Source organism: Chroococcidiopsis sp. CCALA 051, from assembly GCF_003015105.1.
GTDB lineage: Bacteria > Cyanobacteriota > Cyanobacteriia > Cyanobacteriales > Chroococcidiopsidaceae > Chroococcidiopsis > Chroococcidiopsis thermalis.
This window is the reverse complement of record NZ_PYCI01000161.1, coordinates 1-14,044: the sequence shown is the minus strand read 5'-3', so window position 1 is coordinate 14,044 and position 14,044 is coordinate 1. Positions and strand designations below refer to the sequence as shown.

Annotated in this window: 15 protein-coding genes and 3 pseudogenes; 9 read left to right on the top strand and 9 right to left on the bottom strand. The window is 42.3% G+C overall.

Annotation, left to right across the window (positions count from 1 at the left end):
• The first annotated feature begins 34 nt into the window (after positions 1-34).
• Positions 35-415 carry a response regulator gene (locus tag C7Y66_RS26740; protein ID WP_106547924.1) on the top strand — a complete coding sequence of 127 codons (381 nt, stop codon included), beginning with the start codon at positions 35-37 and terminating at the stop codon, positions 413-415.
• Between the two features lie 35 nt (positions 416-450).
• Here C7Y66_RS26740 and C7Y66_RS26735 read toward each other — a convergent pair.
• Positions 451-768, bottom strand: a pseudogene (locus C7Y66_RS26735) (sensor histidine kinase); the annotation flags it as partial.
• Positions 769-994: 226 nt separating this feature from the next.
• Here C7Y66_RS26735 and C7Y66_RS26730 point away from each other — a divergent pair.
• Entirely contained in the window at positions 995-1,591 is a 597-nt protein-coding gene (locus C7Y66_RS26730) for a hypothetical protein (protein WP_106547922.1), read from the top strand.
• Between the two features lie 127 nt (positions 1,592-1,718).
• Here C7Y66_RS26730 and C7Y66_RS26725 read toward each other — a convergent pair.
• The 5 genes and pseudogenes from C7Y66_RS26725 to C7Y66_RS26710 all read right to left on the bottom strand — a co-directional run.
• Positions 1,719-1,940, bottom strand: a pseudogene (locus C7Y66_RS26725) (PQQ-dependent sugar dehydrogenase); the annotation flags it as partial.
• Positions 1,941-2,114 (bottom strand): hypothetical protein, encoded by a 174-nt coding sequence (locus C7Y66_RS32120; protein WP_015156209.1) that lies wholly within the window; start codon positions 2,112-2,114, stop codon positions 1,941-1,943. It lies immediately after the preceding pseudogene.
• 132 nt (positions 2,115-2,246) lie between these two features.
• Complete coding sequence (locus tag C7Y66_RS26720; protein WP_199197659.1) at positions 2,247-3,590, bottom strand: ferric reductase-like transmembrane domain-containing protein; 1,344 nt, start codon at positions 3,588-3,590, stop codon at positions 2,247-2,249.
• 13 nt (positions 3,591-3,603) lie between these two features.
• Complete coding sequence (locus C7Y66_RS26715) at positions 3,604-4,410, bottom strand: superoxide dismutase (protein WP_106547919.1); 807 nt, start codon at positions 4,408-4,410, stop codon at positions 3,604-3,606.
• Positions 4,411-4,490: 80 nt separating this feature from the next.
• Positions 4,491-4,844, bottom strand: coding sequence for a phage holin family protein (locus C7Y66_RS26710; protein ID WP_106547918.1), 354 nt, complete (start codon positions 4,842-4,844; stop codon positions 4,491-4,493).
• A gap of 614 nt (positions 4,845-5,458) precedes the next feature.
• Here C7Y66_RS26710 and C7Y66_RS26705 point away from each other — a divergent pair.
• Positions 5,459-5,839: a hypothetical protein gene (locus tag C7Y66_RS26705; protein ID WP_146149888.1), complete on the top strand. Its 381-nt coding sequence runs from the start codon at positions 5,459-5,461 to the stop codon at positions 5,837-5,839.
• Between the two features lie 284 nt (positions 5,840-6,123).
• On the opposite strand, the gene C7Y66_RS26700 is transcribed toward C7Y66_RS26705, so the two are convergent.
• A complete protein-coding gene (locus tag C7Y66_RS26700) occupies positions 6,124-7,353 on the bottom strand; it encodes a sorbosone dehydrogenase family protein (RefSeq protein WP_106547916.1) in 1,230 nt (409 codons plus the stop codon).
• A 391-nt stretch (positions 7,354-7,744) separates the two neighbouring features.
• Between C7Y66_RS26700 and C7Y66_RS26695 the strand changes: the two genes are divergently transcribed.
• Positions 7,745-8,110, top strand: coding sequence for a hypothetical protein (locus C7Y66_RS26695; RefSeq protein WP_106547915.1), 366 nt, complete (start codon positions 7,745-7,747; stop codon positions 8,108-8,110).
• Positions 8,111-8,162: 52 nt separating this feature from the next.
• Positions 8,163-8,789: an exopolysaccharide biosynthesis protein gene (locus C7Y66_RS26690; RefSeq protein WP_106547914.1), complete on the top strand. Its 627-nt coding sequence runs from the start codon at positions 8,163-8,165 to the stop codon at positions 8,787-8,789.
• Between the two features lie 37 nt (positions 8,790-8,826).
• On the opposite strand, the gene C7Y66_RS26685 is transcribed toward C7Y66_RS26690, so the two are convergent.
• A complete protein-coding gene (locus tag C7Y66_RS26685; protein WP_106547913.1) occupies positions 8,827-10,860 on the bottom strand; it encodes a di-heme oxidoredictase family protein in 2,034 nt (677 codons plus the stop codon).
• 435 nt (positions 10,861-11,295) lie between these two features.
• On the opposite strand from C7Y66_RS26685, the pseudogene C7Y66_RS26680 reads away from it, so the two are divergent.
• The 4 genes and pseudogenes from C7Y66_RS26680 to C7Y66_RS26665 form a co-directional block, all read left to right on the top strand.
• Positions 11,296-11,619, top strand: a pseudogene (locus C7Y66_RS26680) (L,D-transpeptidase); the annotation flags it as partial.
• 303 nt (positions 11,620-11,922) lie between these two features.
• Positions 11,923-12,321 carry a hypothetical protein gene (locus C7Y66_RS26675; RefSeq protein WP_106547912.1) on the top strand — a complete coding sequence of 133 codons (399 nt, stop codon included), beginning with the start codon at positions 11,923-11,925 and terminating at the stop codon, positions 12,319-12,321.
• Positions 12,322-12,606: 285 nt separating this feature from the next.
• A complete protein-coding gene (locus C7Y66_RS26670; RefSeq protein WP_370143975.1) occupies positions 12,607-13,041 on the top strand; it encodes a pentapeptide repeat-containing protein in 435 nt (144 codons plus the stop codon).
• Positions 13,041-13,412: a hypothetical protein gene (locus C7Y66_RS26665; RefSeq protein WP_233222869.1), complete on the top strand. Its 372-nt coding sequence runs from the start codon at positions 13,041-13,043 to the stop codon at positions 13,410-13,412. The genes C7Y66_RS26670 and C7Y66_RS26665 overlap by 1 nt, the downstream gene beginning before the upstream one ends.
• Here C7Y66_RS26665 and C7Y66_RS26660 read toward each other — a convergent pair.
• Positions 13,393-13,971 (bottom strand): CAP domain-containing protein, encoded by a 579-nt coding sequence (locus C7Y66_RS26660; protein ID WP_106547910.1) that lies wholly within the window; start codon positions 13,969-13,971, stop codon positions 13,393-13,395. The two genes, C7Y66_RS26665 and C7Y66_RS26660, sit on opposite strands and share 20 nt — an antisense overlap.
• Positions 13,972-14,044 lie beyond the last annotated feature (73 nt).

Below are 14,044 nucleotides of genomic sequence, written 5' to 3'. Positions count from 1 at the left end.
CCCACTACCTCCCCACTCCCCACTCCCTATTCAAATGCCATCCAAACGCATTCTTCTAATTGACGATGAACAACGCCTTTCTAGAGTGATTGAGACGTGTTTGAGAAAACTAGGAGGTTGGACAGTATTAACGGCACAATCGGGCAGCGAGGGTTTGCAAAAGGCACAGACCCAACAGCCCGATGCCATTTTGTTAGATGTAATGATGCCCGATCTAGATGGAATTGCTTTGTTTCGGGAGCTACAAGAGAATCCAGCCACTCAAGCAATTCCTGTAATTTTGCTAACTGCCAAAGTACAGCCTGTTGACCGTGAAAGCTACGCTCGCTTGGGTGTTGTTGGAGCGATCGCTAAACCTTTCGATCCATTACAGCTAGCAAATCAGATTGCTGAAACTCTGGGTTGGCAAATTTAGCTTCACGATCGAATATGACAAGAAAACGATCGCATCTAAGCAAGCGGGAGTTGAATTTGAAAAGTAGAACCTTGTTCGCAGACACTGTTGATATTAATATAACCGCCGTGAGCGCGAACGATCTGCTGGGCGATCGCTAAACCCAATCCAAAATCGCCAGTTTTGCGCGATCGCTTGGGATCGACACGATAAAAGAGATCGAAGATATAGGGTAAATCTGATTCGGGAATGCCGATGCCCCTATCCTCAACTGCGATCGCGGCTCGATCGAAACGGGTAAACAGTCGCAAATGCACGCTACCGCCCACTGGGGTGTACTTAAAGGCGTTACTCAGCAGATTCATCACTGCCTGAGGTGAAACGTTGGAGTTGTTCGTAACTTTCTCGAATCGGTTGCATTGCTGCTCCTGCCAAAAACCAACCTGCATCTTCCAGCTCATCTAAAGCGGCATATCCTCCACTAGTCAGATTCTCAAACCTACCCTCTAGGGAAATACTGATACAAGCAGTACCCGTTCAATCGTTACAACACCCACCAAATTGACTCGTGACTTCACCTAGCTGAGCCGAATCGTACCTATGTTTCACTGGTTGCTCAAACTTCCTAGTTTCAGGTTAGGATTTCTGCTACCGCTACCGCTACTCCTAATGGCTTTTGGGCTGTTTGGCGAACAACTCACAAACAAAGTGCTAAGCCTTTCCTTTGTGGGGTTAGATAAGCTACAAGCTGAGAATTCTCATTTACAAGTACAGCTACCAATTAAGGCAACAGTAGTCAAAGCCGAAATCGAGAAAGAATTAGAGTTGACTGAAGTTGAGATTGAAACTACCAAATCCCCACTCAAGAAATTGATATTTGCATTTCCCACTGTAGACTCAAACGCGCTTCAAACTATACTCGCTCGTGAACTGGGCTTCTCCTCTCAAGCCGGATTGCAATCTGGCACGCAAATTCAGGGACAACTTAAATTCAGCGTGCAAGGAATTTTAGCTCAGATTGACAAAAAACAGGGAGCAACTAAAATCGAAATCAAAACTATTGATGCCGCTCTTAAACAATTAGAATTGGAGTTTCCAACTACAGATATCGAGCGGTTAAAAGCTACTCTAGCTCAAGAACTAAAACTATCTCGTCAAGAAATACGAATGTTAGTCAGCTATCGAATCGTTGAATAGGAGCCAGGAGCCGTGATGCCAGTCGTCAGGAGAAATACTCTCGGTGAGATTCAAACTCCTCTTCATATTTGTCAGCGGGCGGTGCGTGAATGCGATTCACGCATTAAGCCGCTTAGCACCAAACTCGTAGTTTACCATTTCGCAACAGCCGCACTCGTCCAGCTCTTTCCGTCACCAACATATCGCTATTGGGTAAAAAAGCTATACTACAAGGCACTTCTAAACCTGTAGCGACTTCGTCTACCCGTATATCTACCTTACCTAGAGAACCATAGCCATCGTTGACGAGGCTACAGGTTCGCTGGTTAGAACTTGCTAATTGAGTTGCGTTTTCTGCATGAGTTTTCACTTAACTATTGCTATACATATTGTTAATAGCAATCCATTTTTCTACACTGTTTATCTCCGAGTTAGTTCCTTGTTCTGAACCAGGACGATATTGCAACCAAGCAAACATGGCTGCACTAACAACCAGAATAAAGGCAATTCCAGTAACTAGCTGAAGCATGATACTGTAACGCATGACAAAAGTGGTAATTGGTAATTAGTAATTAGTAATTGGTAGTTGTAGTTACTATCGGTTTGACTTTTAACTTTTACGCGGCTAATATTGGCGAAGACGCTTCGCCAATCGCCAGCTTAACTTTTGACTTTTTCAAACAAGATTGTAATGTTCCATATGAACGTGAGTTACGGGTACATCTAGATCGTGCAGAGCTTGCTCAACTTGATCCATCATTTTTGGTGCAGCACAAATAAAATAATTGCGCGTAGCTGGACGTTTAGGAATGTAGCGTTTTAATAGCTCTTTATCTACATATCCCGATTCTCCCGACCAATTATCGGGCGGTTCTCTTAGAACGTGGATAACTGTTAGATCTAATCTGTCTTTGAGTGCTTCAATTTCTTCGCGATAGGTAATATCCTCCCTAGTCTTGCTGGAATAGATTAAAGTTAACGGTCGTTCGTCATCGCGATCGGCTAGAGTCAGGAGTATGCTGTAAATTGGTGTAATGCCAATTCCACCAGCAATGAAGATAAACCCTGCTGTATTCTCGTAGCGATCGCTAGTAAAAACACCGTAGGGACCATCAAGAAAGGCTTTAGTGCCTGGTTTTACGTCTTTGATTGTTTTGGTAAAATCTCCTAAAGCTTTAATCCCGAATTCGATGCGATCGGGCTTTTCCGCACTCGAAGCAAAGGAAAACGGGTGTTCCCGCATCCGAAACGGTGAAATTTGCAAGGTAATCCAAGCAAATTGACCTGGTTGAAAACGCAATCCTTCATGTCCTCTAGGACGCAGTACCAAATTCCAAACGTCGCCTCTTTGGGGAGTGACTGTTTCTACCAAGTAAGGCTTTCTCAACATCATCCAAGGTTTCACCAAGCGGATATAAACCAACAGCCACAAGGCGACAAGAGCAATTCCACCCCAAAGAACTGCTTTCCAGAACAAGCTGAGATAGTAACTCACACCAAGAGCATGTGCTAGACCGAAACCAACTGCAAGAACTGCCATAATTCCATGCAGAATCCGCCAAGGCTCGTAAGGTATGTTGAGTTGCTTGCGCCAGATAGAAGTGACAATCAGCACGATCAAAGCCAGCGTTCCGATAACGGCAAATCTAGCTCGCCAGGGAGCCTGAAAAAAGTTAAGAAGTTGTAATGTCTCCGGCTGGTCGATAAACAAAATTACCGGATGCAGCAGAATAAAACCGAAAGCAACGATAGAAGTATAGCGATGAAATTGGAGGATCAGGTCAACTCCATAAGAAGCTTCCACACGGTTAATACGGGCAGTTAAGGCGAATTGCAGCACCATCATTGCTAACCCCAAAAAACCGAGAGCGACAGAAAACTCAATCCAAAAAGTTCGCGTGTCGCTGGGTGTGGGAGGGTAGAACAGCAGAATCAGTAGAGGTAAAACCGTGAGTAACAGATATAGCCCAATCCATGAGACTCCGATCGTCAATGGATTTTTCATCAATAAGCTTCGCATCGGGATCTAACTCCTATTGCTGTTGAGATGAAGCTTGCCATCTGCGGTTTATTTCTTCCCAGTTAACAACATTCCACCAATTATTTAAATACTCCGCTCGACGGTTTTGGTATCTCAGGTAGTAAGCGTGTTCCCATACGTCATTACCCATAATTGGATACTGATCTTTCATAATGGGATTGTCTTGATTTGGCGTACTCGTAATCTCCAGTTGTCCTTTAGCATTACGCACCAGCCAAACCCAACCGCTACCAAAGCGATCGCCTCCTGCTGCATTGAATTGTTCTCTAAACTTTTCAAAGCTACCGAAGGTTTTGTTAATTTCTTGAGCAATTTGTCCTGTGGGTTGTCCCCCTCCTTTGGGACTCATAATTTGCCAAAAAATTGTATGGTTGAGATGACCGCCGCCATTATTTTGTACAGTAGTGCGGATTGCTTCTGGTATGCCATCCAAATCGCGCAACATCGTTTCTACGCTTCTATTACGTAAATCGGGATATTTTTTCAGGGCGCTATTCAGTTCTTCAACATAAGTTGCATGATGCTCGTCATGATGCAGCTTCATGGTTTTGGCATCAATGGCTTTTTCCAAAGCACTGTATTCGTATGGTAATGGTGGTAGTTGTGCTGGATTGGCGCTCAGTTCTTCTTTGGGTGAAGCTACGGGACGGGACTGCTGGGTTGCAGGCGATACTTGCGATATGGCTGTAGAAGTCTGCGCCTGTGCTAGTAGTAATGGTTGACCAATAGCTAACACGATTGTGAGTAAAAACCCAACGACAAACCACTTGTTTACTTTGAGTAGAGAGCGAATTCTCATAAGCCTTGTTTAGAAATCTAGTAATCTTTACTTTGTGAAAACTTCAGTTTTATCGATTTTGAATTCTCTATTATCTTGCTCTAAATAATTGGTGGCACAATTGCCATGAGGATAGAGTTAATAACTGCTAGAGCCAGCGAACCCATTGTAGAACTCCAAAAGCCGTAACGTAAGCGAAACCCTGGCACTATAGCCGCAGCTAATTCAAAAATAATGGAATTTACAACAAACAAGAATAACCCTAATGTAATCAGAATAAATGGGAAAGCAAGAATGGTTAGCACGGGCAGTAAAATAGCATTCAGAATGCCAAATACAGCGGCAGCTATTGCTGCTTTACCAGGGCTATCAATCTCAATCCCCAAAAAAGGTAATCGAGCGATAATTAAAAAACTAATAGTCGTGACTAACCAACTGAGGATGAGGCTTATCATAAATAATACTCTCAATCTTGTTTATATTTTTTTAAATAAAAGAGTAGTAAATAAAAGAGCGATCTGAGTTCAAGAATTCAATTTTTAATTACTAAATATCTAATAATCCTATACTAAGTGCAAATCATCGTCCACTCATCTTTTCATCATATTTTTTCATTTTAAGTTGTGTTGACGGAAGATACAGTTATGGAAAAATATTTTCATAGATATTCAGTCAGCTTATAGTTAATGTTGTTAAAAAATGACGAACGGCTAATTATTAATTGAACGATTGGTGGTTTTCAATTATCTATAGCCGCTGTCATACAACTAAGTGCAAATTGCCGCCAGCCACTTAATTACAGCGTTAAAACTGTAACAGCTACTCTTATCGTGTAGCTTAATTGTGATGAGAAAATGACAGAAAAGAAAAGCGATAGATAGAAGCGAGATGATTCAAACTTGATTGAGGAGACAATTCTATCTTTGGGATGATAATTTTGCTAACGAGCTAAATATTTGTTAGATTGGATTTAGTGAATATCGCCAGCCCTAATTATTTTTGAGAACAAATTGTAGAGCTGTGTCGCTGATGAATGCGATCGCAGTCATTCAGGGCTGGAGAAAACTATATGTATTCAGAAGATGTATTTAAGCATCAAAGGTTAGCAGCAGCAGAAACTCACTTCAAGTCGATAGTTGTTAGTGAAGTAGAGTCAGAGCGAGTCAAAACTGAGAAAGTTGAGAACAAACCTATAGTTACTAACCTATCTTTGGGTATTGTACTTCTGATCTGTATTATTTGTTTCATTATGCTGTCTAAGTCATGGGCAGCTACGCAGGAAGATCTGGAAGATATTATCGAGACTGCTAGTTTTTCTCAGTCTCCTTGTAGGAAATGTCTTTTCTTTTCTAACAATCTTCATCTCAAGTGTGCAGTACACCCAACAATCGTGCTAACAAAAGAGGCAAGCAACTGTCCTGACTACAATCCTAAAAGTATGTTTTTATAAAAAATTTTCTAGATATTGAAAACAAATCGCATTATTAATAGCATTAAATCTACTCTGTTTGAGTATTCCTGCTCGAATTAACTTTGAAATCAAAAAACTTAAAGAAAAAAATTGATGAGTAATTGATAAGTAAAATTTAGCTTTTATTTACAATTACCCATCAAGACTAACAACTAAGTGCAATTTGCTGCTAGCTAGCTTTGTTACAATTGTGCGTAATTGTAACTAGTTATTAGTGTGACGGCAAAATATGATGAGAAAATGACAGATTTATGATTCCTGTTTTACTGCTGATGAGTTGCCTGCTTGTTACCCGTGTAGGAGACGCGATAAATTACACCATTCGTATCATCAGTAAATAGTAGAGAACCATCTGGAGCTGTAGCAATGCCAACTGGTCTACCAAACTGTGTCAATTTCTTGTCATCGAGAAATCCAGTAATAAAGTCTTCAAAAGCCACTGGTTTGCCATTCTCGTAACGCAATCGCACGACTTTATATCCTACAGGAGGATTGCGATTCCACGAACCGCGCATGGTGACGAAGGCATCATTGCGATATTCGGCGGGAAACTGTGAAGCTGTATAAAATACCATCGCTAAAGGCGCACTATGAGCAGTGTAAGTTAGAACGGGCGGTTCGGTCTTGGCACAAAATTCTTTCTTGGTCGTACCTTCGGGATCTGCTGATAAATATACATCTGGTTGGCGATCGCCCCAACAGAAAGGCCAGCCATAATGTTGTCCGGCTTGAATTAAGTTCAGTTCCTCTGGCGGTTGGTCGTTACCGCGCCAATCAGTACCGTGATCTAGACCCCAAAACTCCCCTGTTTGTGGATGCCAGCCAAAGGGAATTGTATTTCGCAATCCCCGTGCAAAAATCGTCCGCTTGCTACCATCTGGTTGTACCCGTAGCATTGTCGCATGTTCTTCGTTAGACTCGTCACAGGCATTACAAGAACTACCAACTGAAACATAAAGCGTCCCATCAGGACCAAAGGCAAGAGTGCGATTTGGGTGCTGTCCGCCATCGGGTAAGTCACCGATGAGTTGTTGCGGTTTGCTAATTTTTCCGCCTGGTCGTAAATCTGCTACATACAACTCTCGATCCGTAACAAAGTAGAGACGATTTTGGCGAATGGTAATGCCATTTGCGTAGGGAAAACCCGACGCAACAGTTTGCTGCGTGTCAGCGCGTCCGTCCTTATTGCTGTCTCGAAGTGCCAAAATGTCGCCCTCTTCGCGGCGAGTGACATAAATTGTGCCGTCAGGAGCAATTGCTAAATTGCGCGGATTGCCTAGATCTTTAGCAAATACATTAATCTCAAATCCCGCTGGTAAGTTTAATTGCTTCAGTAGCGACTCGTCAAATTTTAACTGTTGAGGCGTTGCTAAGTAGCCTTCCATCCGCTCTATCTGTTGTTGCTGTGGCTGCTGAGAACTAGCAGGCAGAGCCATACCAATTAATAAAGTACAGCCAAAAAATATCCACCCTAGATTCACATTTAGTTTCATCGTTTCTTAAGGTAAGCAGGCGCTCTGCTCTCTACTTTGGGATATGTTTATCAGCCTGAAAGTCAATTGTGACTGAAAAATGACAAACATTTAGCAAGTGGCGATCGATAATATGTAGTTGGCATTCCAAGAGTCGTTTCATTCATTTTTTTTGACGATTGCAATCTGATGAGGCATGATAGAAAAAATCGGCAATTTGCAATAAATTGCATCGACCAGTATAGTTTTTTTAAATTTATATCTTCTGGTAGAGCGAAGCGATCGCCAAATAAAACTAATAGTAGAGATATCGCCCTCTATCTATCGTTATGCCTGTAGGTATAAGTTTTTAAATTTCAGAAAATTTTGTCTGAATAAATTTTGTAAGTCATCAATTGCTGGAGGAAAGTATATGTCTTCCGATGATTTTTTGAAAAACTTATTTTCAGAGAAAGCTAACGCAAGTCAGATTATTGTTAGCGAAGCGCAACCTAACAATATAAAAATAGAGGAGGTCACGGTTAATCATCCTTTCTCTGAAGTATCGATAGGGCTTATTTTTATTAGCGGCTTAATCTGTTTTTTAATGTATTCAAAAAGGTGGGCGGTTACTAGGGAAGATATAGAAGATATGTTTGAAGGTATGTCTTCTCAAATTCCTTGCAGAAAGTGTCGTTTCTTTTCTCACAATCCTTACCTAAAGTGTGCCGTGCAGCCTACAATTGCTATGACTAAAGAAGCAATTCACTGTGTAGAATTCAGATCTAAGAAGAAGTAATTGCTTTGAACCAAATAGAATCTTTTTGTTCGCTCGACGTAGATATTACTTTATGGCTCGACTTTCTGTAGAATTGCATCAGTTCTTTTTAGAAGCAGAACGCCCACCCCAGGTTACACTAGCGGAGCTGCTGCTTATAGCAGGGGAGAGAATATTTGGCTTTTTGTTCGTTTTGCTTTCCCTACCTTCTGCCTTGCCAGTTCCCGCACCTGGTTACTCTATCCCCTTTGGGTTGCTCATTTTCCTATTAGCGATTCAGCTAGCAATAGGATCTCAGCGTCCTTGGCTACCGCAATGGTTAGCCGATCGCCCGATTCAATTGGAGAAAATTCGAGCTATTCTAGATCGAGGTCTTCCCTGGTTAAGGCGAATTGAATCAATATCTCGTCCTCGCCTGACCTATGTTTGTACCAGCTTGGTAGGAAGAGTAGTAATTGGAATTGCGATCGCTTTGATGGCTGTCTCCATGATGATTCCCATTCCTGGCACAAACACCTTACCTGCAATTGGCATTTTTGTCACCGGATTTGGTTTACTAGATGATGATGGTGCTATTAGTCTAGGTGGTTTAGTGGTTTGCTCGATCGCAGCCGTTCTTACTACGTCGATTTTAATTTCCCTATTTGTAGGTGGCTACAGTTTATTTGAAATGTTCAAATCTGGGTTTAATATTCAGTAGAACAGGAGCAGATATGAATTACTGCTCCTGTTTGTTATCATCTAGATGATTTCGGTAGCACTGCTGGATCGTCATCAATTGACAACAAGAATTTAATTAGGTCGGTTTGGTCGCCAGTCGTGAAACCAGCAGCGCGATCGACCCAGTAGGCGTGTCCTTCACCGCTGACGTTTGACCGTTGCAAGTCAGAATTGTTGCGGTTAGCCGCCAGCATCGGTTCGCGTAAATCGCGATCGAGTAATGCTCTTAAACTTGCTTCTGGATCGGGTAAAATACCCTGCATCAGAGTGCCTGTTACACCCAACTGGGTGCGATCGCTAATTTCATAGTTACCATCAGCATTTTGTTTAAAAGCATCTGCTCCAGCTGCCACACCACCATCATGCAAGTAAGGCGCACTCAGGTAAAGTCCAATTAAGTTTTGAACTTTGTAACCGCCAGCCGGATCGCTTTGAGCATAGGCAAGTTCAATGTCTTCCTGGGGTGTGATATCCGTTGGTACTGGTAGCACTGGCGGATCGGGTGGTAGAGGTACGAGTACGTTTGGTGGATAAGTATCGGGTGGTACGAACAACTTAGTCGCAAAACCCGATGAAGCTGGTCCCCGCGCTGGTTGCGTCTTGACTTCCTTTTGGGCAATCACTCTATGATTGGTGAAGTACCTACCACTATGACATTGGGCGCAATTAGCTTTGTTAAAAACTGCCGCACCGCGTTTGAGTGTCTCCAGATCGGCAGCTTCGTGGGGAGGTGGTGCTAATGTATTCTGATACGCAGACATGGCGTTGATTTGTTCTGCTACATGGTATCCTGGCGAGGCTGCCATAAGTCCATTTTGCATGAACAGTGAAGCCTTGGGATATTCTGGCATCCGAATCACTTCGTTGAAGCCAGGTTCTCCTGGTGTAGGATCGATCTTGTCAAAGAATTCTGATGGTTTAACTGCCTCTGGTAAACGATATTTAGGATTAGATGCATTTTGTAGCATTGCCCCCAAATAGGTATCTTTATCAATCCCTGAGAGAGCTTTGGCTGCATCTGCTGTGGTTGCAGGGTCGGCATTTACGCCAAATACGGCGTTGTTCAAAGTCGTGAGTCCGTGGAACCAGCCAATAGAAGCAACACCACTCCACGCATAGGGCCAAGCGCCGTGAGTGTAAGAAGTTGGAACTTGGGCTGAATTATTCTTGAGGTCGCCGTTAGAGACAAAGTTGCCAGGAATCCATGAAAGCATAGCAGCATCTACTTCATCTTCCAAAATTTTTGCATCTGGAAGGTATGCTTTTTTTCCTTCAGCATTGATGTAAGTATGCTGACCCGTGGTAATTTTGGTTGGATTAACATCTGTTTGGCGGAAGAGTGCGGCTGAGTTACTCGCTAGCGCCAGCAGCGCACCGAGATTGATATCTGTATTGATTGCCCCTTCTAGAACGCGCCCAGTTTTATCACTAACAGTAGCATGACACAACGCACAGCTAATGCCGACGCGAGGTTTTGCATTGTCAATATGTGTCACCATTCCCAAGGGAAATAGGGAACCTTTAGGGACATCTAAACCAGTATTCAGGACTGTGCCTGCTTTGAAGGAACGATCTCCCACTATGACATCTTTATCTACGGGAATCTGGAGGTTAGTTGTTGCTTCTCCCTTCAAAGCCAAAACTGCTTTAGCAACGCTGCCGAGATTGATGGGACCATCTAAAACACCAACGACATCGGTAAATAGATACTCGTTGCCAAAGGTTTCTCGATAAAAAGCATCGCGTCCCAGGTCTATCAGTTCTTCTGTTACTTTAACTGCGCCATTGTCGGCAGATAACAGTTCTCGCCCTTCCTGTGTTTGCAAGATTTGGTCAGCTTCTTCTTTGCTGAGAGCATAACCCAACACATCGTACGAACCTACTGAGTTTGGTGGTGATTTTGTCAGTGGGGTATAGGTATTATTAATATTTGGTGGTCTTCCTGGTAGAGTTAGCTCAAGTTGATAACCCACAAAGGCAACAATCAAAAGAATTAATCCGAGTAAAAGAGTCGGACGCAACCAGTTTGGTAAAGACTTTAACCGATCCATAAGTTACCTCGTTCTCTTGACTCGATACGATTGGCAGCCGTCAAAATCTTTAATGTAGCGACATTAATAGTCAAGCTACCTCCTATTGTTTGATTCAGTGTCTATCTCATGAGTGAAAGTAGCGATCGCGCAACTTGTAATTACGAATACTAAATAAACACCAAATCTTCTATCTCCAGCATTGATAACAAATGTGACTCAACAGTGATAAAAAAAATGTAAATCTTCGTGCTTTTCAACACAAAAAGACTTCTTACCTAAGACAGATGTTAAGCAACTGAATTTAATCGGTGATATAGCAATCCTATTTGACTCATGAACGGAGCAGGCTTCTAGCTTGCGGCAGGCTAGAAGCCTACTTTACAAATCATTTAGAACTGCTATATGTGTGATAGATTTTCTCTACAAGGTAATTTTTTCTAATGCTAAAGCGATCGCTCAGATCCTGTTGCTATAGGTCGCCAAGACTGGGAAACTCCTACTGGTAATTTCCGGGTCGGTCAAATGTTAAAACAGCCTACTTGGATACATCCATTTACAAGTGAAGTTGTCCCTGGCGGTACTCCTGAAAATCCACTTGGTACTCGCTGGATTGGTTTTTGGACAGATGGTAAAAATTCAATTGGCTTTCACGGTACTCCTAATCCTGAGTCTGTAGGCAAAGCTGTTTCTCACGGTTGTGTGCGGATGTATAACGAAGATGTGAAAGACTTATTCCGTCAGGTTAAATTAGGAACTTTGGTGACGGTAGAACAATAATTGCAGATCGTTGTTGGCGATCGCTATCAAAAATTTATCTGTATATTCAGCAGGTTTCTATGTAAGCATTACGTAGACTGAGTTTTCAAAATTCGTGCGATCGCGAATAAATGTTTCTGTTAAAAAGCTCTAACCATAGGTAGAGAAATAATAGCAAACATATTTTTATTCTGGAACAAAAAAGGGCTATATTTATCGCCAGCCTCAACAGAGATTAACAGACTTGCTAACTGATAAAACAGGCAAAATAGGGACAAAATTTTGTCTTTCCTGTTTTTTTAGTGTGCGTATCAGGAGATAAAAATGAACGTCCAGAACTGTAAATCTTCGCTGCTCAAACTAATTGGTTTTTTGGGAGTTGCTAGTGCTAGTGCTTTGTTATTTCTGCCAGGATTAGCTCAAGCTAATTCAAATCAAAACCAGAATACTATCGTTGCTCAGGCTGCTCCTGAAACGGATACTGATACAGATACCGATACAGATAACGGTACTACTACTCCCACCACCCCTGGAACTCAACAAACTGCTCCTGGAACGGGAGAAACTACTACTCCTGGAGCTGGACAGACCACTCCTGAAACTCAGCAAACTACTCCTACCACCCCTGGAACCGGACAAGATGTCGATACTGATATCGATAATGACGTTGACGATAATGGAGCAGGACAAACAACTAGTCCAGGCGTTCAAGGTCTTTGGTAGATAACATACATGAGAAGTTGGTAATAGGTAATGGGTAATGGGTAATATTATTTACTCTCCCATTACTTTCTACGTGAAATTTAAATTGAAAAGTCTTCTGTATTTTGACTAATTTGAATTGAAGCGATGAATCGATCGAACCTCAAATTGTCATTTTTCTGTCATCTTTTTTGTCTAATGTATTAAGATTTACAATCATAAGTTAAGACAAAGAATAAAAAATAGGAGGGACAGATGAGATGGATAGCAGCAAATTGCAGAAGAAATATGCAATAGGAGAAAGGAATTTCTCTCAGATGGACTTGTCTAGAAAAGACCTCGCTTGGGATTAACTTAAGTGGAGCAGATCTGAGCAAGGCAAATTTGAGTGAAGCAAAATTGTCCGCAGCAATTCTGAAAGGAACCGACCTTAAGGAAGCTATTCTACGTAAATCTATCTTGCGTGCGGCAGATCTTACTGGGACGGATTTAAGTGGAGCAGACCTAAGTGAAGTAGACTTCACAGGAGCAGATTTGACTGACACCAAGTTACACGGAGCGAGCTTGAGTAGAGCTAACTTGAGTGCAGTAGGATCGTTTAAGCGGGTAGATTTAAGCGCAGCAAACTTGAGTGGAGCTAATCTCAGAGGATTAGACTTGAAGACAGCAAACTTGAGTGGAACCAACCTGAGTGGAGCTAATCTTGATGAAGCCAGTTTTACAGAAACTAATATGGGTTAGTGCCGTTGCTGTATATTGTCGGATTAATTGACGAGTTTATTTTTATGACTTGGCTACTTGTAGGAGGATCAGTTTACCGCACGATTTATACATCTTGGAGATCGTTACAAGCGGCGATCGCTCAACAAGAAATTCCTTGGATTGCCTTGTTAGTTGAATTGATTCCGACTGCAGGTATTCTCGCTTATCCATGCCAGATTATTTGGTCAGCTAAAGGAAAAAAGCAAAAAATCGCTCGATTTATCGTGTATGATTTCTTCACTAGAATTGGGGCAAAAATTCCTGCTTGGGGTGGAGAAGATACAAATACAGAGCATTTTCCGCCCCTACGACTCCCGACTCCCCACTTAATTAAAAAAGCGATCGCATAAATAATTGCGTGGCGTAAAATCTGTTGCCATCTTGCCAAATTCCAATACCTGTTTGATTAAATGCAGAACGCAGAATGTTTTCTCGATGTCCTGGGCTATCCATCCAGCCTTTAACTGATGAGGAAATGGGGTTAGGAACGTTGGTACTTCTAAACAAGTTCTCCCCCACCATTAAATAAGTAATGCCTGCGGCACTGACTCTTTGCGCTGGGGTACTACCACTAGGGCTAGTGTGGCTGAAGAAATCTTCCCGCGCCATTTGACGGCTGTAATCGCGGGCTACTTGAGCTAACCTTTCATTATGTTCTAGCGGATTCAAATTATTCTGCTGCCGAATATCGTTAATACGCTGCCGAATCTCTGCTTCCATTTTGGCAGCAGCAGGAGATTTCGCTGGGGTGTTTGGCTCGGTAGCAGGCGGCTCAAAACCAGGAAATCTAGACAAAATATCTCTAGCAGGCTCGCATCCTACTAGAGTTAAGGCGATCGGTGTCCATGCTATCCATAATTTCCACGGTCGTTTTTGTTGTCTTTTTTTGTTGAAGTTTCTTTTATTCAATACATCGGACAGAATCAGGCGGCGATAGTGCCGTAGGAACGTAGACTTTGGTAGTTGGGATGAGATTTAATCA